Genomic DNA, 22,214 nt, shown 5'->3' on the forward strand with positions numbered 1-22,214 from the left:
GGCCGATACGTTTTCGACACGCCCCATCGGGTCCAATGGGGGACGAACGGTGAAGACGGACGGGAGAACGGCACGTGCGGGTCCTGGTGGTGGAGGACGAGATCTACCTCGCCGAGGCGGTCCAGGCGGGACTGCGCCTGGAGGCGATCGCCTGCGACATCGTCACCGACGGCGACGCCGCGCTGGAGCGGCTGGCGGTCAACAGCTACGACGTCGTCGTCCTCGACCGCGACATCCCCGGCACCCACGGGGACGACGTCTGCCGCAGCATCGTCGAGCGCGCCCTGGGCTGCCGGGTCCTGATGCTCACCGCCGCCGCCCGGCTCGACGAGAAGGTCGCCGGCTTCGAACTCGGCGCCGACGACTACCTCACCAAACCCTTCGACCTGCCCGAACTCGTCGTCCGGCTGCGCTCACTGGCCCGCCGCCCGGCCCAGGCCGCCCCGCCCGTCCTGGAGTACGTCGGGCTGCGCCTGGACCCCTTCCGCCGCGAGGTCTACCGCGACGGCCGCTACGTCGCCCTCTCCCGCAAGCAGTTCGCCGTCCTGGAAGTCCTGATGACCGCCCGCGGCGGCGTCATCAGCGCCGAGGACCTCCTCGAACGCGCCTGGGACGAGAACGCCGACCCCTTCACCAACGCCGTCCGCATCACCATCTCCAGCCTGCGCAAACGCCTCGGCGACCCGTGGCTGATCCAGACCGTGCCCGGCGTCGGCTACCGCCTCGGCCACGTCGGTTCCCCCGGCGACGAGGACACCCCCCGATGACCACCGCACCCGGTGCCCCCGCCGCCCCCGGCCGGCGCACACGCCCCCGCCGCCTCACCGCCCGGATGCGCCTGACCCTCAGCTACACCCTCTTCGCCGTCACCGCCGGCACCCTCTCCCTCGCCGTGGTCTACGTCGGCATGCGCTACGTCCCCAACTACCCCCTGACCTCCTCCAACCCCCGCTACCGCTCCGACGCCCCCTCCCGCCAGGAGATCCTCGACTCCCTGCTCACCGCCTCCGGCTACGCCCTCGCCCTGCTCACCGCCGTCGGCCTGATCGGCGGCTGGCTGATCGCCGGCCGGGTGCTGCGCCCGCTGCAGGACATCACCCGCGCCGCCCACACCGCCGCGAGCGGGGCCCTGGAACACCGCGTCGCCCTCACCGGCCCGCGCGACGAGTTCACCGAACTCTCCGACGCCTTCGACGAGATGCTCGAACGCCTCCAGCGCTCCTTCGAGGCCCAGCAGCGCTTCGCCGCCAACGCCTCCCACGAACTGCGCACCCCGCTGGCGATCACCCGCACCATGCTCCAGGTCGCCGCCGCCGATCCGGCCGGCCAGGACTGGGACACGCTCGTCCGCCGCCTCCAGGACACCAACCAGCGCGGCATCGAGATCAGCGAGGCCCTGCTCCAGCTCGCCGACCTCGGCCACGCCCCGCCCGACCTCGCCCCCCTCGACCTCGCCGACACCACCGGCCAGGCCCTGGCCGCCGTCCGCGAGGAGGCCCGCGCCTTCGGTGTCACCCTCACCGCCGACCTGCGCCCCGCCCCGGCCACCGGCAACCCCGTCCTGCTGCGCCAGGCGGCCGTCAACCTGCTGCACAACGCGCTGCGCCACAACCTGCCGGCCGGCGGCGAGGTCACCGTCGCCACCGGGCCCGACCCGGAGCGGCCCGGCCGGGTGCACCTGACGGTGGCCAACACCGGACCCCGGCTCACCGCGGAGGCCGTGGCCACCTTCACCGAACCGTTCCTGCGCGGGCGCGGACGCACCGCCGAGGCCGACCCGGCCCGCCGCGGCCACGGGCTGGGCCTGGCGATCGTGGCCGCCGTCACCGACGCCCACCACGGCGAGCTGCGGCTGGCCCCGGACCCGGCCGGCGGCCTGCGCGCGACCATCGACCTGCCGGCCCTGCCGGCCCCCTGACCGGCGGGCCCCCGTGCGGCGAGGCAGGCCGGGCGGGGGGTCAGTCGGGCGTGACGGGCAGCAGTCCGCGCTCGGCGAAGACCTTCTTGGCGACGAAGGTGGCGTTCAGGGCCCGGGGGAAGCCGCAGTAGCCGGAGGCGTGCAGCAGGGCCTCGACGATCTGCTCGGGGGTGAGCCCGACGTTCAGGGCGGCGTTGACGTGGACCTCCAGCTGCGGCTCGCAGCCGCCGAGCGCGGTGAGCATGCCGAGGGTGACCAGCTGGCGGTCGCGCGGTGCGAGCTGGGGGCGGCTGTAGATCTCGCCGAAGCCCCAGGCGACGATCTGGTGGCCGAGTTCGGGGCTGACGTCGCCCAGGGACTCCACGACCCGGCGCCCGACCTCGCCGTCGACGCGCTCCAGCACCTCCATCCCGTGCTCGAAGCGCTCCTGCCGGGCCTGTGCGTCGTTCGCGGTGCTGCTCATCGTCGTGCTCCTGTCTCCCGGCCGCCCGTGCGGCGGCTCCCGTGTCCCGTCCCGACCCGCCCGCCGGGGCCGGCGGGTCGGACTCACGGCAGAACCGTAGGACTTGGAGTGCACTCCGACTCAAGCCCGACACCCCCGCACTCGCCGGGGGCCGGCGGGCGCGGGGGTGCCGAGGTGGTGCCGGGTGTCAGGCGCGGTGGTACTGGACGGGGGAGAGGACCTCGCCGCCGAGTTCGGCGGCGGCGCGGCGGGCCCAGGACGGGTCGCGCAGCAGTTCGCGGCCGACCAGGACGGCGTCGGCGTGGCCCCCGGTGACGACGGCCTGGGCCTGGGCGGGGTCGGTGATCAGGCCGACGGCGGCCACGGGCAGGCCGGCCTCGTTGCGCACGGCCTCGGCGAAGGGCACCTGGAAGCCGGGCGCGGCGTCGATCCGGGCGTCGGGGACGAGGCCGCCGGTGGAGACGTCCAGCAGGTCCACGCCGTGCGCCTGGAGTTCCTTGGCGAGGCGGACGGTGTCCTGCGAGGTCCAGCCCTCGCGGCCGTCCTCCGGGTTCTCGGTGAGCCAGTCGGTCGCGGAGACGCGGAAGAAGACCGGCAGCTCCTCGGGCCACACGGCGCGCACCGCGTCGACGACCTCCAGTGCGAAGCGGATGCGCCCCTCGAAGGTGCCGCCGTAGCCGTCGGTGCGGCGGTTGGTGTGCGGGGAGAGGAACTGGTGCACGAGGTAGCCGTGGGCGCCGTGGATCTCGGCGACCTGGAAGCCGGCGTCCAGCGCCCGCCGGGCGGCGTCGGCGAACTGCCTTACGATCGTGCCGATCTGTTCCTCGGTCAGCTCCTGCGGCGCGGTGTGGGCGGGGGAGAAGGGCTCGGTGCCGGGGCCGACCGGCGCCCAGCCGTGCTCCTCGTCGGCGGCCAGCGGGCGCCCGCGGTCGACCCAGGTCCGCTCGGTGGAGGCCTTGCGTCCGGCGTGGGCGAGCTGGATCGCGGCCACGGCGCCCTGGGACTTCAGGAAGTCGGTGATCCGGCGGAAGGCCGCAGCCTGCTCGTCGTTCCAGATCCCGAGGTCGTACGGGCTGATGCGGCCCTCGGGGCTGACGGCGGTGGCCTCGGTGATGATCAGTCCGGTGCCGCCGGCGGCGCGCGCCGCGAGGTGGGTGAAGTGCCAGTCCGTCGGCACGCCGGCCGCGTCCCCGTCCGGCGCGGCGCTGTACTGGCACATCGCCGGCATCCAGATCCGGTTGGGGACGGTCAGTTCCCGCAGGGTGTACGGGGTGAAGAGGGTGGTGCTCATGACGGACTCCCGAGGGGTCGGCGGCGCCAGGACGGAGGGGCGCACCCACAAAGTGATTGCAGCTGCAATTTATGAGCCCAAAGATAGTTGCGCGTGCAGATATCTGCAAGGGTCCACCGCCCGTCCCGCGCCGCCCCGACCACCGGCACCGCCGGCCCCCGCGCCGCCCCGGCCTCAGCCCGTGTTGCCCTGGCCACCGGCACCGCCGGCCCCCGCGCCGGCCCGGCCTCAGCCCGTGTTGCCCTGGCCACCGGCACCGCCGCCCCGGCCTCAGCCCGCGTCGCCGTCCGTCCGCAGCAGAGCACGGGCCCGGGCGGCCAGCCCGTCCGCGTCGCACCGGGTGGCCAGCTCCAGCCCCCGGGCGAGCGCCCCGCGGCCACCCGCCGCGCCGCCCAGCACCTCCCCCAGGTCGACCAGGGCGATCGCGTGCTCGTAGCGGGCCGGCGACCGTTCCAGATGCCCGACCGCCTCCGTCAGCAGGGCAGCCGCACGCGGCCGCTCGTGCACCGCGGCGCACAGCCGCAGCGCGCTGCCGACGGCCGAGTCCGTCCCCGACTCCCGGGCCCGGCGCACCGCCTCCGCGGCGAGGCCGCGGGCCCGGTCCGGCTGCTCCGGGGCCACCGCGCGCGCCAGGTGGCCCAGCCACGGCGCCCACACCGTGTTGCGCCACCCGCGCGCGTCCAGGGCCGCCCCGGCGGCGGCCAGCGTCGCGGCCGCGCCCGCCGCGTCACCCCGGGCCAGCAGCAGCCGCCCGTACAGCGTCGGGGCGTCCGGCAGCACCATCACCGTCGGATACGGCGGGCCGAAGGCGTGCTCGCGCGTCAGCTCCAGGGCCTCCTCCACCCGGCCGCGCGCCGCCAGGGTCTCGGCCAGCGCCCCGACCGCGTCCCAGTGCAGCGGGGTGCCCGGGCCGATCCGCCCGGCGATCCGCAGCGCCCGGCGCAGGTAGTCCTCCGCCGCGGCGAGCGCGCCGCAGCGGAAACGGAGCATGCCGGTCAGCAGGTAGGCGAAGCCGAGGTGGCCGCCGCTCCACCCGGCGACCTCGTAGGTGCGCACCGCCTCGTCGAACAGCTCCTGCGCCCGGTCGACCCGGTCGGCGTACAGGTAGCTGATGCCCAGGATCCCGGGCAGCTCGAAGCCCCAGGTGGTGTTGGTCCAGCCCAGGCTGCGGGGCAGCCGGCCACCCGGCAGCGCCGACTCGCCGAGGGCGATCGCCTCCGCGCTGTCGACGCCGCGCAGCGTGAGGTCCCAGCAGCGCAATACCGCCACCGCGTGGACCAGACCGTCGCGTTCGAACACGGCCCCGCCGCCCGTACCCGCGCCGGCACCGCCGGGCGCCTCGGCGCGGGCGTCGGCGTCGGCAGTACCGGAGGCCTCGGTGAAGGTGTCGCTGAAGGCCAGGCCGATCGTGCCCAGCATCCGGTCGAACTCCGCGAGCCGCCGCGACCGCCCCGGACCGTCCGGGTCCTCGGACTGGAACGCCGCGAACATGAAGTGGGCGACCTCCAGGCGCAGTTGCCCCGGCCCGGGCCCGGTGCGCGCGGCCTCCTCGGCACACAGCGCGGCGGCCTCGCCGAGCCGGTTGCTGTGGGCCAGGGCCTGGGCGAGCCGGAACGTCGCGTCCACCCGCAGCCCCGGGTCCAGCCCGTACGGGTCGGCGAGCGCCAGGCGCAGCTGGTTGACCGTGGTCGCCGGGTCGGTGAGCAGCGCCGAGCAGCCGAGCTCGTAGAGCACCGGGGCCCGGTCCTCGTCGGCGGGCGGCTCGCTGATGGCGCGGCGCAGGCAGCGCTGAGCGGCCTCGGGCGCGCCGATGGCCAGGTGCTCGCGGGCCGCCCGGCGCAGCTTGTCGACGATCGCGCCGTCCCCTTCGGGCAGGATCTCCAGCAGGTGCCGGGACGCGGCCAGCAGGCCGAGGCCGGCGTTCTCCAGGGCGACGGCGGCGACCCCGTGCATCGCGGTGCGGGTCGCGGGCGGCATCGACTGGTACACCGAGGTGGCGACCAACGGGTGGACGAACTCCAGCCGGCCCCCCGCGGTGCCGGTCAGCACCCGGTGGTGGCGCAGCTCCCGCACGGACTGGGCGGCGGTCTCCGGGCCCTGGGCGCAGATGGTGGCGGCGAGGTCGTGGCGGATGTCGGTGTCCAGCACGGACGCCGCCCAGGCGAAGCGCAGCGCGGTGGGGCCGAGCCGTTCCAGCCAGTGCCGCAGCGTCATCCCCCGCGCGGTGGCGGCGAGTTCGCGCAGCTGCCCGGTGCTCTCCTCGACCGGGTCGAGCCGCTGGTCGGCGACCTCGCGCAGCAGGGCGGCGGTCTCGTACGGGTTCCCGCCGGTGACGGCCCAGACGTGCCGGCAGAAGGCGTCCTCGGCCCGCTCGCCCAGGGCCGCGCGGACCAGGTGCGCGACCGAGGCCGGCTGGAGCGGGCGCAGCTCGTGCCGGCGGTCGGCCCGGTCGGCCAGGCCGCGTTGCAGGGACAGGGCGTCGTCGGGGAACTCGTCACGGCAGGCGAGCACCAGCAGGGCCGGCAGCTCCCGGGTGCGGACCGCGAAGCCCGCCAGCCAGCCGAGCGACTCCGGGTCGGCCCAGTGGAGGTCGTCGACGATCACCGCCAGCGGGGAACGCAGCTGCACCAGGCGGGTCAGGACGAAGTCCAGCCCGTCCCGCACGCCCTGCGGGTCGAGCTGCCCGCGGGGCGCCAGCAGCCCGGCCGCCGGGCCGACGACGTCCTCCCACGGCCCGAAGACCCGGGCCCGCTCCTCGTCGGACAGGGCCGCCAGCACCGGGCGCACCAGCTGGCGCACCACGTGGAACGGCTCGTGGCACTGGCGCTGCCCGCCCCGGGCGAACAGCACCGTGCAGCCCGCGCGCCGGGCCGCCCGTCGCACCTCGGTCAGCACCGCGGTCTTGCCCAGCCCGGCGGCGCCCGTGTAGAGCAGCAGCTCCCCGGCCTCGCTGCCGGCGGGAGCGGTGAGCGCCCCGATCGCCCGCGCCGCCGAGCGGATCTCGGCCTCGCGCTCGTGCAGCGGCCCGCCCTCCCCACCGGCCCCACCGGCCCCACCGGCCCCGCCGGGCCCGCCACCGGCCCCGCCGGGCCCGCCACCGGGCCCGTCGGGCCTGCCGTCCGCGCTGTCGTCCCCGGGCTTCGCCTCGGTCACCCTCGCCTCCAATTCACCGTGTCGGAACGGTCGTTGAGAGCCCGACGCTATCGCCGCGCGGCCGCCTCCGGTACGGGCTTGACAAAGCCGCCGGCCGCCCCCCGCGGGCGGCCGGTCCGATTCGGAGCGTTCGGGCCCGGACAGCCCGCCCCGGCCTGCGATGACGCCGCTCCGTGATCGATTCCACCGCCCCCGCCGCGTCCCTCGGCGGGCACGCGGCGGCCGGCCGGTGAAACGGCGACGGCGCCGCCCGGGAGGACCGGGCGGCGCCGTCGACGCGTCATGTGGTGGCCGTCAGCGCACGGTCAGCGCACCGCCTGCGGGACGCGCTGGGACGGGACGCCCCGCGCCGGGCCGTCGGCCGGTGCGGCCGCGGACCCGGCCGGTGCCGCGCCCAGGGCGGTGCCGCGGGTCTCCTCGGCCCACAGCGCGCACACCAGCAGGCCCAGCGCGGTGATGCCGGCGGCGATCAGCATGGTCGGGCCGGTGCCGAGCCCGGTCAGGGACAGCGGCAGCAGGTAGGTGCCGACGGCCGCGCCGATCCGGCTGACCGAGGTGGCCACGCCCACGGCGGTGGCCCGGATCTCGGTCGGGAACAGCTCGTTGGGGTAGGTCCAGTCGAGCACGTTGGGCCCGCCGCACAGGAAGGCGTACGCGCACAGCGCGGTCAGGGCGATCGCGGCGGGGGCGGTGGGCCACACGCCGAGCAGGGCGAGCGGCACGGTCATCAGGGCGAAGGACCAGATGATGACGGGGCGTCGGCCGCGGCTGTCGATCAGGCGCAGGGCCGGGTAGCAGCCGAGCAGGAAGACGAGGCTGATCAGCCCGGTGCCGAGGGTCTCCATGACGGTGCCGCCGGGCATGCCGAAGGAGGAGAGGATCTGCGGGCCGAAGGTGAGCATCGCGAACAGCGGGCCGACCTGGCAGAGGAAGAACAGGCCGCAGAAGAGGGTGCGGCGCCGGTAGGGCTGGGTCATCAGCAGGCGCAGGCCGACGGGCCGGCCGCGCTCGGCCGGGTCGGGCATCAGCTCGCGGCCGTCGACCCGGACCCCGAGGTGCTTCTCGACCACGCGCACCGCGTCGCCGACCCGCCCGTTGGCGGCGAGCCAGCGCGGCGACTCGGGCGAGCCGCGGCGGATCACCAGGAAGACCACACACAGCACCGTGGAGCTCGCCAGCATCCACCGCCAGCTGCCGGGACCGGCCAGCTCCAGGAACAGGTAGCCCACCACGTAGGCGAGCACGGAGCCGGCGTACCAGGCGACGATCTGCTGGCCGAGCAGACGGCCCCGGTGCTTGGCGGGCAGCCACTCGGCGAGCAGCGAGGTCGCGATGGGGTAGTCGGCGGCCACGGCCATGCCGAGCACGAAGCGCAGCACGGCGATCGCCCACACCTGGTCGACCCAGAACGAGAGCACCGAGCAGGCGACCATCACCAGCAGGTCGGCGGTGTACATCACCTCCCGGCCGATCTTGTCGGTCAGCACGCCGAAGAGCGCGCCGCCGACGAACATGCCGACCAGGGCGGCGGCGCCGATCAGGCTGACCTCGGCGGTGGACAGCCCGAGGTCGGGGCGCATCCCGATCAGGGCGACGCCGACGATGCTCAGGATGTAGCCGTCCAGCAGCGGCCCGCCGGAGCAGGCGAGGGCCAGTCTGCGGTGGAAGCCGGTATACGGGGCGTTGTCGATGGTCTGGGACATGAGCTTGGGGTCCTCCGGAGCGTACGGCGGCGAGCCGGGGCCCGTTCACCGTGCGCCGGGTAGACGGCAGGGAACGGCGCCGCCCACGCTGGACGGCGCCATCGCCCGATCACACCGGGCGACCGTCCAGGGTTGCCCCGGTCCACCGGGGTCACCACGAGGTCCAAGGTCAAACGGATTGATGACCTTGGTCCCGAAGCGGACGGGCCTTCCGGCCGTATCGATCCAAGCCCCGCCCAGTCATGCCGGGGCCGATCGCCGTCCGGCCCCCACGGCGGCGGCGGATCGCGCACGCGGCGTGACCCTTCTCACTCACGGGCCCCGGACGGCCCCGTTCTGTGGCCCTTCCCACAGCGGCGGGGCCCGGCGGCGCCCCCGGCCGGCCGCGTCAGCCGGGGCGAGGACCCTGCCGCGCCACCGGTCCCAGGCCTGCCGGGAGGTGAGGGGGCCCAGCTCCGGCCGGGGCTCGTTCGGGAGGGAACGGTCAGCACGGTAGGCAGCCGGAAATGGACCCACAAGTCCAGAATCCTGGGTGCGGTGCGGTGCGGTGCACTTCGCGCTCACGGACCTCGTAGACGGCCCCGCCCCTTCCCGTCAGCACCGAGCGGGCGTAGCCCACCGCCTCCCGGCGGGCCGCGTGCACGCCCTCCTGCTCGCGCCAGTACGCGAGCAGCAGCCGCTCGCCCTCCGCGCCGCCCGCGTCCAGGACGGCCGCGATCCGCGCCGGCGGCAGCCCGGCGGCGCGCAGCAGCGCGATCCGCCGGGCCCGTTCGACCTGCTCCGGGCCGTAGCGGCGGATGCCGGTGCGCGGGTCGGTGCGGGCGGGCCGCAGCAGGGCCCGCCCGTCGTACAGCCGCAGCGCCTTGACGCTCAGCCTGGTCCGGGCGGCGAGTTCCCCGATGGTGATCAGTTCGTCCTGCACGCCGCCACTGTGCGCCCTGCCCCTGGGGGAGGGGCAACCCGCCTGGCCCGGCCCGGCTGCGGTGCCCCGCCGTGCGCCGGGCCTCCTCCCCGTTCTCCCGGGATCCGTCGGGAGGTGCTTCCCGGGGCGTCGGGGAAACGTCCTGTTCGTTCCCTGCCGCCCGCTTTCTCGGCCGGCGGCGGATTCGCAGCCGATTCGCAGCCGATTCGCAGCCGGTTCACAGGAGTTCGGGCGCCGGCCGGTCGGGCCGCCCGGAATTGGTCCGTCCTCCGCGTGATCCGGCCAAGCAGGCCCCTCGATCTTCCAGTCGAAGACATGTACGAATCTAGGGTGATCCCTGACACCCGAGGTGCAGAAGGTGCCATCGGGAGAATGGGGGAAGCTCGTGTTCACGAAGGTCAAGCGGCTGTCAGCCCTGGTGGGGGCCGGCGCGGCCCTCGCACTGTGTGCGACGCCGGCGAGCGCGTCCGAGGCGATCCCGCACATCGACCAGAACGCGGTCAGGGCGTCGGTGCAGGCCCACGGCGGGGTGCTCACCCAGGCCGAGGCCGTGCGGCTGGGCATCAAGCCCAACACGCAGTACCTCGACACCCCGCTGGCGGGCAAGATCCACCGGAAGCTGGCCAGCGGCGCCCGCACCGGCTCGACGGCGGGCGTCGTCGCCAGCCCGAGGAACGCCTCCGGGTGCAACGGCGAGGTCTGCATCGAGGTGACCGGGTCGGGCCTGCACGTGTCCACCTGGAGCACCTTCGCCTACACCAACGGCTACCAGTGCAGCTACGGCGCGTTCTGGGAGGACGGCGACCTCGCCGGCACCGGCCCCCAGGAGTGCAACGACGGCATCGTCTGGAACTCCACCGGCGACCTCGACTTCGGTGGCACGACCCAGATCTGCAACACCTGGGTCGGGATCTCGGGCCGCCCCTGCGAGACCGTCCACGGCTGATCCGACGGGAATCACGGCGGCGGTCCCCCGGGGCCGCCGCCGTGCCTATGCTGGATCCGGAGGAGAGGAAGGCGCCATGACCACCGATCAGATCGTGGGGATCCCCGGCTGGGCGGAGGGCAGGGGCATGCTCATCCGCGGCGGGACGGGCCCGGGCACGGACTCCGTGGTCCACTCCTACGGGCACGGCGGGCGGCGTGGGCTGCCGGTCGTCGTCTTCGCGCAGTCGACCGCACGGGACCAGACGGAAGCGGCGGTCAGGAACCTGCTCGGGCGGGGCGACCGGCCCGAACGGCTCGAACTCGTCGAGGAGACGCCCGCCCCGGTCGTCGTCCACGGCACCGCCGTCACCGCAGTGCGCCGCCGGTCAGCCGACGGCCGCCTGACCTGCGTGAGCTTCCCCTGGCAGGGGGCGACCGTCGCCGTCGCCTCCTGGGAACACCCGCTGGACGCCGCGTTCTTCGCCTCGCTCGGCGCCGTCGACGCGTAGGCACCGCCGTTGCCCTCAGGGAGGAGTGGCCGTCGTGACCCGAAAGACCTCGATCGTCCTGGGAGCCGCCGTGGTTCTCCTGACCGTCGCCTCCGCCGGAACGGTCTCCGCGGACACCGCCCGGCACCCCGCCGACGGGACGTTGCGCGTCCAGGGGCGGGTGGTGCACGTCGACCCGGCGGTCGCCCGGCGCATCACCACCGGGCACGGCACCGCCTCCGACTACCGCGCGGCGGGCATCCTGCCCTCGATGCCGCTCCCGGGCGGCACCCGGCCCGACGGCGGGGCCCGGTAGGCAGCGGAGCGGCGAAGGGCAGGACGGACGACTCGGGAGGACCCCGAATGGCCATTCACACAGTCGACTTGACCGGTGCCGGGTGGCGCAGGTCCGGCTACAGCGACAACGGCGGCACCTGCGTGGAGGTGGCGCCCGGCTTCCCCGGGGTGATGCCCGTCCGCGATTCCAAGGACCCGGACGGGCCGGCCCTGGTCTTCGCCGCCGAGGCCTGGCAGTCGTTCGTCGCCGCCGTCCGCAGCGGCGAGTTCGGCGAGGTCTGAGCCGGAGCGTTCGTGAGCCCCGACGGGGGCGAGAGCCGGGGGCGGGGTCGTGCGATCGTGGGTGCCGTGAATGAACCGGTGGAACGCGTGGACGATCAGGATCGGGTGCTGGCGGTGGTGGACCGGGGTGAGGCCATCCGTCGGGGCTGGCTGCACCGCATCGCGACGACGGTCTGCCGTGATCAGCAGGGGCGGGTGCTGGTCTACCGGCGGCCGGAGAACCTGTCCCGGTTTCCCGGCCACCACGAGGTGATGTTCGGCGGAGCGGTGAACGTCGGCGAGTCCTATGAGCAGGCGGCGGCCAGGGAACTGGCCGAGGAACTGGGCGTGGATGCGCCGGTGCGCTTCCTGTTCACGTTCCTGTGCCGGGGGGCGATCAGCCCGTACTGGCTCGGCGTGCACGAGGCCGTGGTCACGGGCGAGGTGACACCCGACCCTGGAGAGGTCGCCTGGCACGGATGGCTGACGGAGGCGGAGCTGCGGGAGGCCGTGCGGAAGTGGCGCTTCATCCCGGACGGGCAGGAGGCGTTCGATCGCTATCTCACCTGGCGCCGTGACCGGCCCCGGAACGGGCCGTGAGGCGGACGTGGCTGCGCGGCCCCGGCCACCGGGAGGTGCCCGGGGGCGCCGCCGTCCTGCGGTGAGCCGGGGGAGAGGACCGAATGGTTCGGGCGGGCCCCACCTGAGCGCGGACGGCCGGTGCCGCCCGCTGTCCCTGATCGTCACACCGGGCCGGCGGGCCGACTGCACTCGGCCACCGGGGTTCGAGGAGGCCCGGTACAAGAAGCGCAATACCGTCGAACGGGCCATCAACAAGCTGAAGAACTCCCGGGCCGTCGCGACCCGCTATGACAAGCGCGGCTACGTCTTCCTCGGAACGGTCACCGCCGCGGCCCTGGTTATCTGGCTGCGGTCATGAGCCGACACGCTGGTCTTCCGTCCCGGACGTAGCCGGCTCGGCGCCGAGCGGCCAGCGATAGCCGGCGTCATGCAGCTTGCTCAACGCCGAGTGATCATTGGACACCAGCACCTGGGCCAACCGGGCTGCCGCAGCGACTACGGCAGGCCAGCCCGGTGAGTCCAGATAGACCTCGTCGCGGGCAGCGGCGCCAGCGGCGCCGACCGAGTCCTGTACCGCGCCGTAGGCCGCACCAAGACGCGCCATCAGCTCGACTTCCTCCTCGCTGCGAAGGCACTGACCCAGCCAGGGCAGAGGATTGCTCGCATCGCAGAAGTCGTCGAAGAGCACGTGCACGGTGTAGTCGAGGTCCTCGAACTGATCCGGATCGAGCCATACTTCTCGCTGCCACGTCGGGCTGGCCAGCGCCACGACCGCAGGCACGACATGGAGGCGGTAGTAGGGCAGAGCAATACCGTGATCAATCACGCGCCAAGAGTACGCACCTCATGATCGGCCGGACAGCTCCTGGTTGATCGCTCTGGCCGCGAGAATGGTCAGCCGACCGACAGCGCGGGGGCGCCATGGGAGATAACGGGGGGCGTATTTTGAGCGAGCATTCTGAGCCCTATGAGGTCACGGACTACCCGATGCTCGACGCCAATGGCGTCACCATCTGGCTGAAGTACGGCGGAAGGACCGTGGAGGGGCACTTCTACGACGGGTGGTACAAGTTCGAGCCGGGGGACCCTCGCTACGACGAACTCCTCCCGCAAGCACAGCAGAATCCGCAGGTAGTCGAGGAGGAGAACAAGGCCCCGATCTACCCCGAGACCTTGGCCATCCTGCAGGAGATGCGGCGCAAGACGCGGGAGCGGAACGCGGGGCAGTGAGCAGAACTTCCGGCGTATGGGCTCCGCGTGCCGCAGGCCCGGGCCGCCACCACGCGGTCCGGGCCTGCGGACGTTCTCCGCGTCCCCTGCTACGAGCCGGCGGTGGCCGCTTCCAGGGTGGTGGCCATCACCGGGCTGGTGAAGGTGTTCGTCGCGTCGCCCGTGGACTCGTGGTACGAGCCCCACTTGAGGTAGTTGCTGTCGCCGTCCCAGGTGGTGCCCTTGAAGGTGCCGGAGCCGGTGGTGAAGGTCTGCTTCTTGCCGTCGAACCAGAAGTCGATGGTGCCGTCGGTCCGGCCCAGGCGGATCTTCAGTGCGTAGGAGTGCCACTGGCCGTTGGCCGTCGGGGCGGTCCACAGCGTGTGCGAGACGTGCTGGGTGTCCCATTCCTGGAGCCGGATGCGCCCGTTGGTGGCGTCGATCTCGATGGGGTGGTTGGCCGTGTCGGTGCTCGGTGAGCACTTGAGCTGGAAGACGTAGCGGCTGTTGTCGTCCTTGATGTCGACCTTGGACGACCAGCCGAGGTAGAAGGTGTCGCCCTTCTTCAGCTCGGGGCTGAGCGTCTCGCAGCGTTCCTGCCCGGCGGCCTGGTATGCCCGCCACACCTTGCCCTTGGCGGCGTCGTTGACGACCTTGAAGTTGCCCGAGGCGCACTGCACGGAGGCGAAGGAGGACGGGCCCTTGCTCGTGCTCGGGGTCCACAGCACCTGGCCTGCCGCGCTGCTGGGGGCCGCGGTGGCCCAGGAGAGCGCGAGGACGGTGGTGGCCACGCCCCCGTAGGTGAGCGTGCGGCGGCGGGACGGACGGGACATGGGTCTCCCCGGGGAGGTGCGGAATCGGACGCGGGCCCGGGCCGGGACGACTGGCCCGAGCCTACGCAGCGATTCGACCATCTGCCGGGCCCGTGAACCAGGCGGAACCACGGGCGGAAGTACCTGCGGGGTTACTTCCGCCGGTGCCTCACGGGTCGTCAGCTGCCGCCCTCGGGGGTCTGTTCGTCGTAGGAGGAGGTGCCTTCGTCGAGCAGCGGTTCCTGCGCCTTGAGGTGGGCGGGGGCCAGGGCCCGCAGTGTGTGGTAGCCGGTGATGACGACCAGGGTGCCCAGCGCGATGCCGCTGAGGCTGAAGGTGTCGGTGAACTTCAGTGTCACGTTGCCGATGCCGATGATGATGCCCGCCGCGGCCGGCACCAGGTTGAGCGGGTTGCGCAGGTCCACCCCGGACTTGGTCCAGATCTGCGCGCCGAGCAGGCCGATCATGCCGTAGAGGATGACGGTGATGCCGCCGAGCACGCCGCCGGGGATGGCGGCGACGATGGCACCGAACTTGGGGCAGATGCCGAAGAGCAGCGCGAAGCAGGCCGCCGCCCAGTACGCGGCGGTGGAGTAGACCCGGGTCGCGGCCATGACGCCGATGTTCTCCGAGTAGGTGGTGTTCGGCGGGCCGCCGACGGCGGTGGAGAGCATGGAGGCGACGCCGTCGGCGGAGATCGCGGTGCCGAGCCTGTCGTCGAGGTTGGTGCCGGTCATCTCGCCGACGGCCTTGACGTGTCCGGCGTTCTCGGCGACGAGGGCGATCACCACGGGCAGGGCGACGAGGATCGCGGACCACTGGAAGGAGGGGCCGTGCAGGGTGGGCAGGCCGACCCAGTCGGCCTTGCCGACGCCGGACAGGTCCAGGCGCCAGTGGTCGGTCAGGTGGCCGCTCGCGTCCACCGAGTGGATCTTCCCGAAGACGCGGTCGAACAGCCAGGAGATCCCGTACCCGAAGACCAGCCCCAGGAAGATCGCCACCCGCGACCAGAAGCCGCGCAGGCCCACGACGGCCAGCCCGGTGAAGAACATCACCAGCAGCGCCGTCCACTGGTCCTGCGGCCAGTACGTGGAGGCCGTCACCGGGGCCAGGTTGAAGCCGATCAGCATGACGACCGCGCCGGTGACGATCGGCGGCATCGCCGCGTGGATGATCCGCGCCCCGAACCGCTGGACGGCGACGCCCACCAGGAACAGGACCGCGGCCACGACGAACACCGCACCGGTGACCGTCGCGCTGGTGCCGCCCTGGGCCCGGATCACCGCGGCGACGCCGACGAAGGACAGCGAGCAGCCCAGGTAGCTGGGCACCCGGCCGCGGGTGGCCAGCAGGAAGATCATGGTCGCCACGCCGGACATCATGATCGCGAGGTTCGGGTCGAGCCCCATCAGTACGGGTGCCACGAAGCTGGCCCCGAACATCGCCACCACGTGCTGGGCGCCCAGTCCTGCCGTGCGGGGCCAGGAGAGCCGTTCGTCGGGGCGGACCACCGCCCCCGGTGCGGGCGTGCGCCCGTCACCGTGCAGCTTCCAGCGCACGCCGAGATCCATGATGAGGTATCGCTTTCTCTGAACTTCCGGGGGACTGTCGGCACCATTCTCGTGGTCACCGGGTGGTCCATCGAATCCCCGAGTCTCGGCCGACCGTTCCAGGGGCCCGGCATCCGCCCTGGTCAGGGATGGTCCGCCCGTTCCAGCGTCCCTGACTGCCCGTGACCACTGGCGGTCGGGGCGGATCGCCGCGCAAGCTCCGGCCGGGGCGCGCCGCCGGGGTGCGGCGGTGTGCCCGGGGCACCGCGACGTCCGGCCGTCATCCGGAGGACACCTGCACGTCACCCGGGCGACACCCAGTGATCGCCGAGTCGCCTACTGTCATATGCTTGTCACATTGATCGAGGGGCGGGTCGTGGATTTCCGATTGCTGGGCTCGGTGGCCGCCGTGGCCACGGACGGCCGGGAGCTGCCCACCGGATCCGCCAAACGCCGCAGCCTGCTGGCCATGCTGCTGCTGAACCCCGGCGCCCCGGTCACCGTGGACCGGCTCACCGAGACGCTGTGGGACGAGGAACCGCCCCGCCACTCACGCACCGTCATCCACAACCACGTCTCGGGCCTGCGCGCGCTGCTCGCCGCGCACGGCGCGCCCGCCGTCGGCGTCGAACTGGTCACCGACGGCGGCGCCTACCTGCTGCGGGTGCCCGAACTCGCCGTGGACACCGCCCGCTTCGAACACCTGCTGTGCTCCGCCCGGTCGACGCCCGACACCGCCGAGGCGGTCACGGCCCTGCGGGAAGCACTCGCGCTGTGGCGCGGCCCCGCCCTCGCCGGCACCGCGCCCAGCGTCCCGCTGCAGTGCGCCGCGCACGCCCTGGAGGAACTGCGGCTCGCGGCCGTGGAGGAACTGGCCCGCGCCCACGGCCGCCTCGGCGACCACGGCGCGGCCGCCGGAGTGCTGTCCACCGAGGCCACGATGAACCCGCTGCGCGAGCCCCTGGTCGCGGCGCTCGTCCTGGCGCTCGGCCGGGCCGGACGCCGCTCGGAAGCCCTGGACTGGTACCACCGCACCCGCCGGGCGCTGGCCGAGGACCTGGGCATCGACCCCGGCCCCGAACTCGTCGAGGCCTACGACTCCCTGCTGCGCACCGACGCCGCCGCCCTGCGGTCCGACCGGGTCCCGCCCCCGCGCGTGCCCACCGTCGGCGGCCTGGCAGCCTCCGCCGCCGCGCCCGCACCCGCCGCCGCACCCGCGCCCGCGCGCCTGCCCGTCGAGGCGCCCGTGCCCGTGCACGCCACCGCCGCCGGGCCTGCCGGCCCCGTCCGCACGCCGCGCACCACCCCCTGGCCCTTCCCCCGCCGCCCGCGCGGCTTCTCCGGCCGCGAGGACGAACTGGCCGCACTCGACCGGGCCACCGCCGGCCCCGGCGCCATCGCCGTCGTCACCGGCGGGGCCGGGATCGGCAAGACCACCCTCGCCCTGTACTGGGCCCACCGCCGCCAGGACGACTTCCCCGACGGCCGGCTGTACGTCGACCTCTGCGGCCACAGCCCGCTGCCCGAACGCTCCACCCCCGCCGTCCTGCGCGAACTGCTGCTCGGCCTCGGCCTGCCCGCCGAGGAGATGCCCGCGACCCCCGAGGCCATGGCCGCCCGCTACCGCGAACTGACCGCCGGCCGCCGGATGCTCATCGTCCTGGACAACGCCCGCCGCTCCGACCGGGTCCGCCCGCTGCTGCCCGACGGCGAGGACTGCGTCACCCTGGTCACCAGCCGCGACCGGCTCGGCGGCCTGGTCGCCTCCGACGCCGCCCGCCCCGTCCCGCTCGCCCAACTGTCGCCCCCGCAGGCCGTCACCCTGCTCGCCGCCACCCTCGGCGCCGACCTCGTCGCCGCCGAACCCGAAGCCGCCGCCCGGCTGGCCGCCCTGTGCGACGGCCTGCCGCTCGCCCTGCGCCTGGCCGCCGCCCGCGTCGCCACCGGCCCCGCCCGCGACCTCGCCGAACTCGCCGCCGAACTCGCCGACGAACAGGACCGGCTGGGCATCCTCGACGTCGAGGACACCAGCGTCGCCGCCGCCCTCGCCCTCACCGTCCAGCACCTCTCCGAGCCCGCCCGCCGGATGTTCCACCGCCTCGGCGCCCACACCGGCACCACCCTCGACAGCCGCACCGCCGCCGCCCTCGCCGACTGCCGCCCCGCCGAGGCCTCCGGCGCCCTCGGCCAACTCGCCACCGCCCACCTCATCGTGGAGATCGGCCGCGACGCCTACACCCTCCACGACCTCGTCCGCCTCTACGCCCGCAGCCTGCCCGGCGAGGTCGACGACGAGGTGCTGCCGCGCCTGCTCGACCACCTGATGAACACCCTGGTCGCCGCCTGCGACGCCGCCGAACCGGGCAGCGAGCCCTGCTGCGCCCTGCCGCCCGGCACCCGCCCCGCCGAGGTCCGCCCGTTCCCGGACCGCGCGAGCGCGCTCGCCTGGTACGCCGCCGAACGGGACACCCTGCGCGGCGCGGTCGGGGCGGCGGTCACCGCCGGACTGCACGACCGGGCCTGGCGCCTGGTCCTGCTGCAGTGGCCGCTGATCGTGTGGCAGGTCCGGGACGGCTGGGTGCCGCTGCTCGAACACGGCCTGGCCGCCGCCGAGGCCGACCACGACCCGGCCGCCCAGTCCCGCGCCCGCGCCCTGCTCGGCTGGGTCCTGCTGGAGGAGGGCCACCACGACCGGGCCCTGGTCCACCTCGAACGCGCCCCCGACCTCGCCGCCCGGGCCGGCGACGGCACCGCGCAGGCCGTCGCCCTGATGAACCTGGCCGTCGCCCTCGGCCGCCACGGCAGGAACACGCGGGTCCGCGGGCTGCTGGTCCGCGCCCTGTCGCTGTCCGAACGGGCTGGCCGCGTCGACCTGGTCGCCCTCGCCCGCCAGCACCTCGCCCAGGAATGCCTGAGCGCCGGCAGCCCCGAGGAGGCCGCCCACCACGCCGCCCGCGGCCTGGCCGTCGCCGAAGCCCCCTTCCCCGCCGCCCGCCGCGTCCTGCTGCAGACCCTCTACGGCCGGGCCCTGGCGGCCACCGGCCACCCGGAGGAGGCCGCCCTCCACCTCAACGCCGCCGTCCGCGCCGCCCGTGCCCACCAGTACGGCGACGGGGAGGCGGGCGCCCTGGCAGCCCTGCACACCCTCGCGGCCACGGCCACGGCCACGGCCACGGCCACTGCCACGGCTGCGACCGTGGCGCCGGCCACCGCCACCGCGACCGCCACCGCGGGCCCGTGCGGCCGCTGACCACGACCACCGAGCGCCACCGCGCGGACGGCGGGGGACGCGACGGGGGAGCGGGGTCAGCCGTCGAGGAGGCCGGCCACCAGGCGGCGGGCGTAGGCGGCGTCCAGCTCCGCCGGGCGGAAGAGGATGCGGTACATCAGCGGGGCGACGACGCGATCCATCGCCGTCTCGACGCCGGGCACCGGCTCCCCGCGTTCGCGGGCCCGGGCGAGGACGGTGTCGATCTGCTCGGCGGCGTAGGCCGAGCACCGGCCGGCGTTGTCGCCGTCGGGGTCGCCGAGCAGGGCGTCGCGGACGTAGGCACGGCCCGAGGGGGAGGACATCTCGTCGAGGAACTGCTCGGCCCAGGCCGTCAGGTCGCCCCGCAGGTCACCGTGGTCCTGCGGCGCGGTGTCGGGCCGCAGGCGCTCCACGGCGACGTCCGACAGCAGCTCCTGCAGGTCGCCCCAGCGGCGGTAGACCGTCGACGGCGTGACCCCGGCCCGCTGGGCGACCATCGGCACCGTCAGCGCGTCGCGGCCCGCCTCCGCCAGCAGCTCGCGCACGGCGGTGTGCACCGCGGCCTGGACCCGGGCGCTGCGCCCGCCGGGACGCACCATCTGCCTGCGACTCATGCGGTCCACCGTAAAGCACAGCCGTTGCGTTTACCGCCGGCTCCGTGGCACGCCCCATTACCCGGCCCCGTCACCCGGCCGTCATCCGGCCCCCGTCACCCGGCCCCCGCGTCCGGCCGCCGTCACCCGGCCGCCGGGGCGAGGGTGCGGACCGGGCGGGTGCGCTCGTGGGCGTGGGCGACCTGCAGCAGGGTGCGTTCGCCCAGGGGGCGGGCGAGCAGCTGCATGCCGATCGGCAGGCCGGCCGGGTCGTGGCCGACGGGCAGGGACAGGGCGGGCGCGCCGGTGATGTTGGCGGGGGCGGACAGCCGGACGTAGGCGTCGGAGACGCTCTCGGTGGTGCCGTCGGGCCAGCCGATGCTCTCCTGTCCGGCCGGTACGGCGGTCATCGGGACGGCCGGGGCGGCGATCACGTCGACCCGCTCCCACAGCCCCGCCCACTCCTGCCGCATCAGGGTCCGGGCCCGCTGGGCGCGCAGGTGGTCCGTGGCGCCCATCAGCGCGCCCGCCTCCAGCAGGACGCGGACGTCGTCCCCGTAGCGTTCGGGCGCCGAGCGCAGGGCGGACTCGTGGTAGACGGTGGCCTCGGGGACCATCAGGCCCCAGTGGGCGGCCCGGATGTAGCGGGTGAGCGGGATGTCGACCGGGACGAGCCGTGCGCCGAGCGCCGCCAGGTGGTCGACGGCCTGCCGCACGGCGGCCTCCACCGGTTCGGTGACGCGGTCGAAGTAGTAGGTGCGCGGCACGCCGACGCGCAGCCCGGTCAGGTCGGTGTCCGGGTGGGGCCGGTAGTCGGCGGCGGGGACGTCGAGCGAGGCGGGGTCGCGCGGGTCGTGGCCGGCCAGGGCGGCCAGGACGAGGGCGGCGTCCTCGGCGGTGCGGGTGAGCGGGCCGACGTGGTCCAGCGACCAGGACAGCGGGGTGACGCCGTGGCGGGGGACGAGCCCGTAGGTGGGCTTGAGGCCGACGACGCCGTTGAGCGCGGCGGGCACCCGGATCGAGCCGCCGGTGTCGGTGCCCAGGGCGAAGGTCGCCGCGCCCGCGGCCACGGCGGCCGCCGAGCCGCCGCTGGAGCCGCCGGCGATCCGGTCGCGGTCCCAGGCGTTGCGGGTGCGCGGGGTGATCAGGCCGTAGGCGAACTCGTGGGTGTGGGTCTTGCCGACGAGGACGGCGCCGGCCGCCGCGAGCCGGGCGGTCACGGTGGCGTCGGTGTCCGCGCGGTGCCCCTCGCGGACCCGGGAGCCGGCTCCGGTGGGCAGGCCGGCGACGTCGATCAGGTCCTTGAGGGCGACGGGGACGCCGTGCAGCGGCCCGCGCGGGCCGCTGCGGGCGATCTCCCGTTCCGCCTCGCGCGCCGCCTCGCGCGCCCGCTCGGCGGTGACGTCGGCGTAGGCGCCGAGGCCGGGCTCGACCCGCTCGATGCGGTCGAGGACCGACTCCACCAGTTCGACGGGGGACAGGCGCCGGGCGTGGATCTCCCGCGCGGCGGCCGCCAGTGACAGCTCGTACGGCCGCATCACGCCACCTCCGTGCCGTGGTCGTGCACCGCGCGGTAGGCGGCGGCCGGCGGGGTGTCCGCGAGGTCCAGCTCCCGCAGGACGGCGACCACCGAGCGGATGTGCTCGGCGGCGGCCGCGACCGCCGCGTGCCGGTCGGCGGGCAGCGGGACGCCGGCGCGGGCGGCCTGGCGGGCCGCCTCCGGCGGGGTGAGGTCGATGTCGGGCACGGGTCCTCGCACAGGTCTTCCCTTTCCAAAAGCTAACGGTTTGCTTTAGGTGACTGTAGGTTCTAGAGTCAGTCAAACGCAAATACGTAGCTTTTAGTCGGAGGAGTCCCATGCCTGCCGCTGCCCCCACCTGGACCGTCGGTGACGTCACCGTCCACCGCATCGACGAGATCCCGCTGCCGCCCGCCACCGGCCCCTGGCTCCTGCCCGACGCCACCCCCGAACTGGTGACCGGCCAGGACTGGCTGCACCCCCACTTCGCCGACCCGGACGGCACACTGCGCCTGGCCAGCCACACCTTCGCCCTCACCGCGGGCGGCCTGCGCGTCCTCGTCGACACCGGCATCGGCAACGGCAAGCAGCGCGCCAACCCCGCCTGGCACGACCTGGACACCGACTACCCGCAGCGCCTGGCCGCCGCCGGATTCCCCCCGGACGCCGTCGACCTGGTGATCCTCACCCACCTGCACGCCGACCACGTCGGCTGGAACACCCGCTCCGTGGACGGCCGGTGGATCCCCACCTTCCCCAACGCCCGCTACCTGACCTCACGCGCCGAGCGGGAGTTCTGGGCCGGCCACCCGATGGAGGAGGCGCGCCGGCAGATGTTCGAGGACTCCGTGCTCCCGGTCGAGCGGGCGGGCCTGCTCGACCTCCTCGACATCCCCGCCGAGGGCCTCACCGTCGCCCCCGGCCTGCGCCTGGTGCCCACCCCCGGCCACACCCCGGGCCACGTCGCCGTCGAACTGACCAGCCGGGGCCGCACCGCGCTGATCACCGGCGACTGCGTCCACCACCCCGTCCAGCTCGCCCACCCCGCCATCGGCGCCTGCGTCGACATCGACCCCGGGCTCTCCCGCGCCACCCGCGACGCCCTGCTCGCCTCGCTCGCCGGCACCGAGACCCTCCTGCTGGGCACCCACTTCGCCCCGCCCACCGCCGGCCGCGTCCACCGCCACGGCGACGCCTACCGCCTGCGGCCCGTCCCCGCTTCCTGACGGCCCGGACCGGTCCGGCCGGAGCCGGTAGAACCCGCCGCCACGGGGGA

General features: G+C 74.7%; 21 protein-coding genes and 1 pseudogene. 11 read left to right on the forward strand and 11 right to left on the reverse strand.

The annotated features are described in order from the left end of the window. Positions 1-74 precede the first annotated feature (74 nt). Together AB0D10_RS13350 and AB0D10_RS13355 are read left to right on the forward strand one after the other, a co-directional pair. Positions 75-767, forward strand: a complete 693-nt coding sequence (locus tag AB0D10_RS13350; protein WP_360255042.1) for a response regulator transcription factor — start codon at positions 75-77, stop codon at positions 765-767. Continuing rightward, the gene (locus AB0D10_RS13355) at positions 764-1,918 is read left to right on the forward strand and encodes a HAMP domain-containing sensor histidine kinase (protein WP_360255044.1); all 1,155 of its coding nucleotides are present in this window, start codon (positions 764-766) and stop codon (positions 1,916-1,918) included. The genes AB0D10_RS13350 and AB0D10_RS13355 overlap by 4 nt, the downstream gene beginning before the upstream one ends. Positions 1,919-1,958: 40 nt before the next feature. On the opposite strand, the gene AB0D10_RS13360 is transcribed toward AB0D10_RS13355, so the two are convergent. From AB0D10_RS13360 to AB0D10_RS13380, 5 genes are all read right to left on the reverse strand, one after another. Next, on the reverse strand, positions 1,959-2,381 hold the full coding sequence (locus tag AB0D10_RS13360) for a carboxymuconolactone decarboxylase family protein (protein WP_360255046.1): 423 nt from the start codon (positions 2,379-2,381) through the stop codon (positions 1,959-1,961). A 187-nt stretch (positions 2,382-2,568) separates the two neighbouring features. After that, complete coding sequence (locus tag AB0D10_RS13365; RefSeq protein ID WP_360255048.1) at positions 2,569-3,672, reverse strand: NADH:flavin oxidoreductase/NADH oxidase; 1,104 nt, start codon at positions 3,670-3,672, stop codon at positions 2,569-2,571. Positions 3,673-3,942: 270 nt separating this feature from the next. Next, positions 3,943-6,825: an AAA family ATPase gene (locus AB0D10_RS13370; protein WP_360255050.1), complete on the reverse strand. Its 2,883-nt coding sequence runs from the start codon at positions 6,823-6,825 to the stop codon at positions 3,943-3,945. A 305-nt stretch (positions 6,826-7,130) separates the two neighbouring features. Then, positions 7,131-8,528 carry an MFS transporter gene (locus AB0D10_RS13375; protein WP_360255053.1) on the reverse strand — a complete coding sequence of 466 codons (1,398 nt, stop codon included), beginning with the start codon at positions 8,526-8,528 and terminating at the stop codon, positions 7,131-7,133. A gap of 484 nt (positions 8,529-9,012) precedes the next feature. Next, positions 9,013-9,450: a MerR family transcriptional regulator gene (locus tag AB0D10_RS13380; protein ID WP_360255055.1), complete on the reverse strand. Its 438-nt coding sequence runs from the start codon at positions 9,448-9,450 to the stop codon at positions 9,013-9,015. 385 nt (positions 9,451-9,835) lie between these two features. On the opposite strand from AB0D10_RS13380, the gene AB0D10_RS13385 reads away from it, so the two are divergent. The 6 genes and pseudogenes from AB0D10_RS13385 to AB0D10_RS13410 all read left to right on the forward strand — a co-directional run. Next, positions 9,836-10,396, forward strand: a complete 561-nt coding sequence (locus AB0D10_RS13385) for a hypothetical protein (RefSeq protein WP_360255057.1) — start codon at positions 9,836-9,838, stop codon at positions 10,394-10,396. A gap of 76 nt (positions 10,397-10,472) precedes the next feature. Then, positions 10,473-10,886 carry a hypothetical protein gene (locus tag AB0D10_RS13390; protein WP_360255059.1) on the forward strand — a complete coding sequence of 138 codons (414 nt, stop codon included), beginning with the start codon at positions 10,473-10,475 and terminating at the stop codon, positions 10,884-10,886. Positions 10,887-10,920: 34 nt separating this feature from the next. After that, complete coding sequence (locus tag AB0D10_RS13395) at positions 10,921-11,181, forward strand: hypothetical protein (RefSeq protein WP_360255061.1); 261 nt, start codon at positions 10,921-10,923, stop codon at positions 11,179-11,181. Between the two features lie 47 nt (positions 11,182-11,228). After that, on the forward strand, positions 11,229-11,444 hold the full coding sequence (locus tag AB0D10_RS13400) for a DUF397 domain-containing protein (RefSeq protein WP_360255063.1): 216 nt from the start codon (positions 11,229-11,231) through the stop codon (positions 11,442-11,444). Positions 11,445-11,510: 66 nt separating this feature from the next. Continuing rightward, on the forward strand, positions 11,511-12,023 hold the full coding sequence (locus AB0D10_RS13405) for an NUDIX domain-containing protein (protein WP_360255264.1): 513 nt from the start codon (positions 11,511-11,513) through the stop codon (positions 12,021-12,023). Between the two features lie 172 nt (positions 12,024-12,195). After that, positions 12,196-12,363 (forward strand): annotated as a pseudogene (locus tag AB0D10_RS13410) (IS5/IS1182 family transposase); the annotation flags it as partial. Here the strand turns inward: AB0D10_RS13410 and AB0D10_RS13415 are convergent. Further along, on the reverse strand, positions 12,358-12,831 hold the full coding sequence (locus AB0D10_RS13415) for a hypothetical protein (RefSeq protein WP_360255065.1): 474 nt from the start codon (positions 12,829-12,831) through the stop codon (positions 12,358-12,360). The pseudogene AB0D10_RS13410 and the gene AB0D10_RS13415 overlap by 6 nt on opposite strands. A gap of 161 nt (positions 12,832-12,992) precedes the next feature. Between AB0D10_RS13415 and AB0D10_RS13420 the strand changes: the two genes are divergently transcribed. Further along, a complete protein-coding gene (locus tag AB0D10_RS13420; RefSeq protein WP_360255067.1) occupies positions 12,993-13,235 on the forward strand; it encodes a hypothetical protein in 243 nt (80 codons plus the stop codon). Between the two features lie 89 nt (positions 13,236-13,324). Here the strand turns inward: AB0D10_RS13420 and AB0D10_RS13425 are convergent, their stop codons facing one another. Both AB0D10_RS13425 and AB0D10_RS13430 read right to left on the reverse strand, forming a co-directional pair. Continuing rightward, a complete protein-coding gene (locus tag AB0D10_RS13425) occupies positions 13,325-14,047 on the reverse strand; it encodes a heparin lyase I family protein (RefSeq protein WP_360255070.1) in 723 nt (240 codons plus the stop codon). 158 nt (positions 14,048-14,205) lie between these two features. Further along, entirely contained in the window at positions 14,206-15,597 is a 1,392-nt protein-coding gene (locus AB0D10_RS13430; protein WP_360255072.1) for a solute carrier family 23 protein, read from the reverse strand. Between the two features lie 355 nt (positions 15,598-15,952). Between AB0D10_RS13430 and AB0D10_RS13435 the strand changes: the two genes are divergently transcribed. Further along, the gene (locus AB0D10_RS13435) at positions 15,953-18,826 is read left to right on the forward strand and encodes an AfsR/SARP family transcriptional regulator (protein ID WP_360255074.1); all 2,874 of its coding nucleotides are present in this window, start codon (positions 15,953-15,955) and stop codon (positions 18,824-18,826) included. A 56-nt stretch (positions 18,827-18,882) separates the two neighbouring features. Here AB0D10_RS13435 and AB0D10_RS13440 read toward each other — a convergent pair whose 3' ends face one another. The 3 genes from AB0D10_RS13440 to AB0D10_RS13450 all read right to left on the reverse strand — a co-directional run bounded on the left by AB0D10_RS13440 (position 18,883) and on the right by AB0D10_RS13450 (position 21,166). Continuing rightward, complete coding sequence (locus tag AB0D10_RS13440; RefSeq protein ID WP_360255076.1) at positions 18,883-19,440, reverse strand: TetR/AcrR family transcriptional regulator; 558 nt, start codon at positions 19,438-19,440, stop codon at positions 18,883-18,885. Positions 19,441-19,562: 122 nt separating this feature from the next. Further along, complete coding sequence (locus AB0D10_RS13445) at positions 19,563-20,957, reverse strand: amidase (RefSeq protein WP_360255078.1); 1,395 nt, start codon at positions 20,955-20,957, stop codon at positions 19,563-19,565. Beyond that, positions 20,957-21,166 (reverse strand): hypothetical protein, encoded by a 210-nt coding sequence (locus AB0D10_RS13450; RefSeq protein WP_360255080.1) that lies wholly within the window; start codon positions 21,164-21,166, stop codon positions 20,957-20,959. Before AB0D10_RS13450 ends, AB0D10_RS13445 begins: the two co-directional genes overlap by 1 nt. A gap of 110 nt (positions 21,167-21,276) precedes the next feature. Here AB0D10_RS13450 and AB0D10_RS13455 point away from each other — a divergent pair, with 110 nt between their 5' ends. Further along, positions 21,277-22,164, forward strand: a complete 888-nt coding sequence (locus AB0D10_RS13455; RefSeq protein WP_360255082.1) for an MBL fold metallo-hydrolase — start codon at positions 21,277-21,279, stop codon at positions 22,162-22,164. Positions 22,165-22,214 lie beyond the last annotated feature (50 nt).

Origin of the sequence: Kitasatospora sp. NPDC048545 (assembly GCF_040651155.1) — a bacterium.
In the GTDB taxonomy this organism is placed as follows: Bacteria; Actinomycetota; Actinomycetes; order Streptomycetales; family Streptomycetaceae; genus Kitasatospora.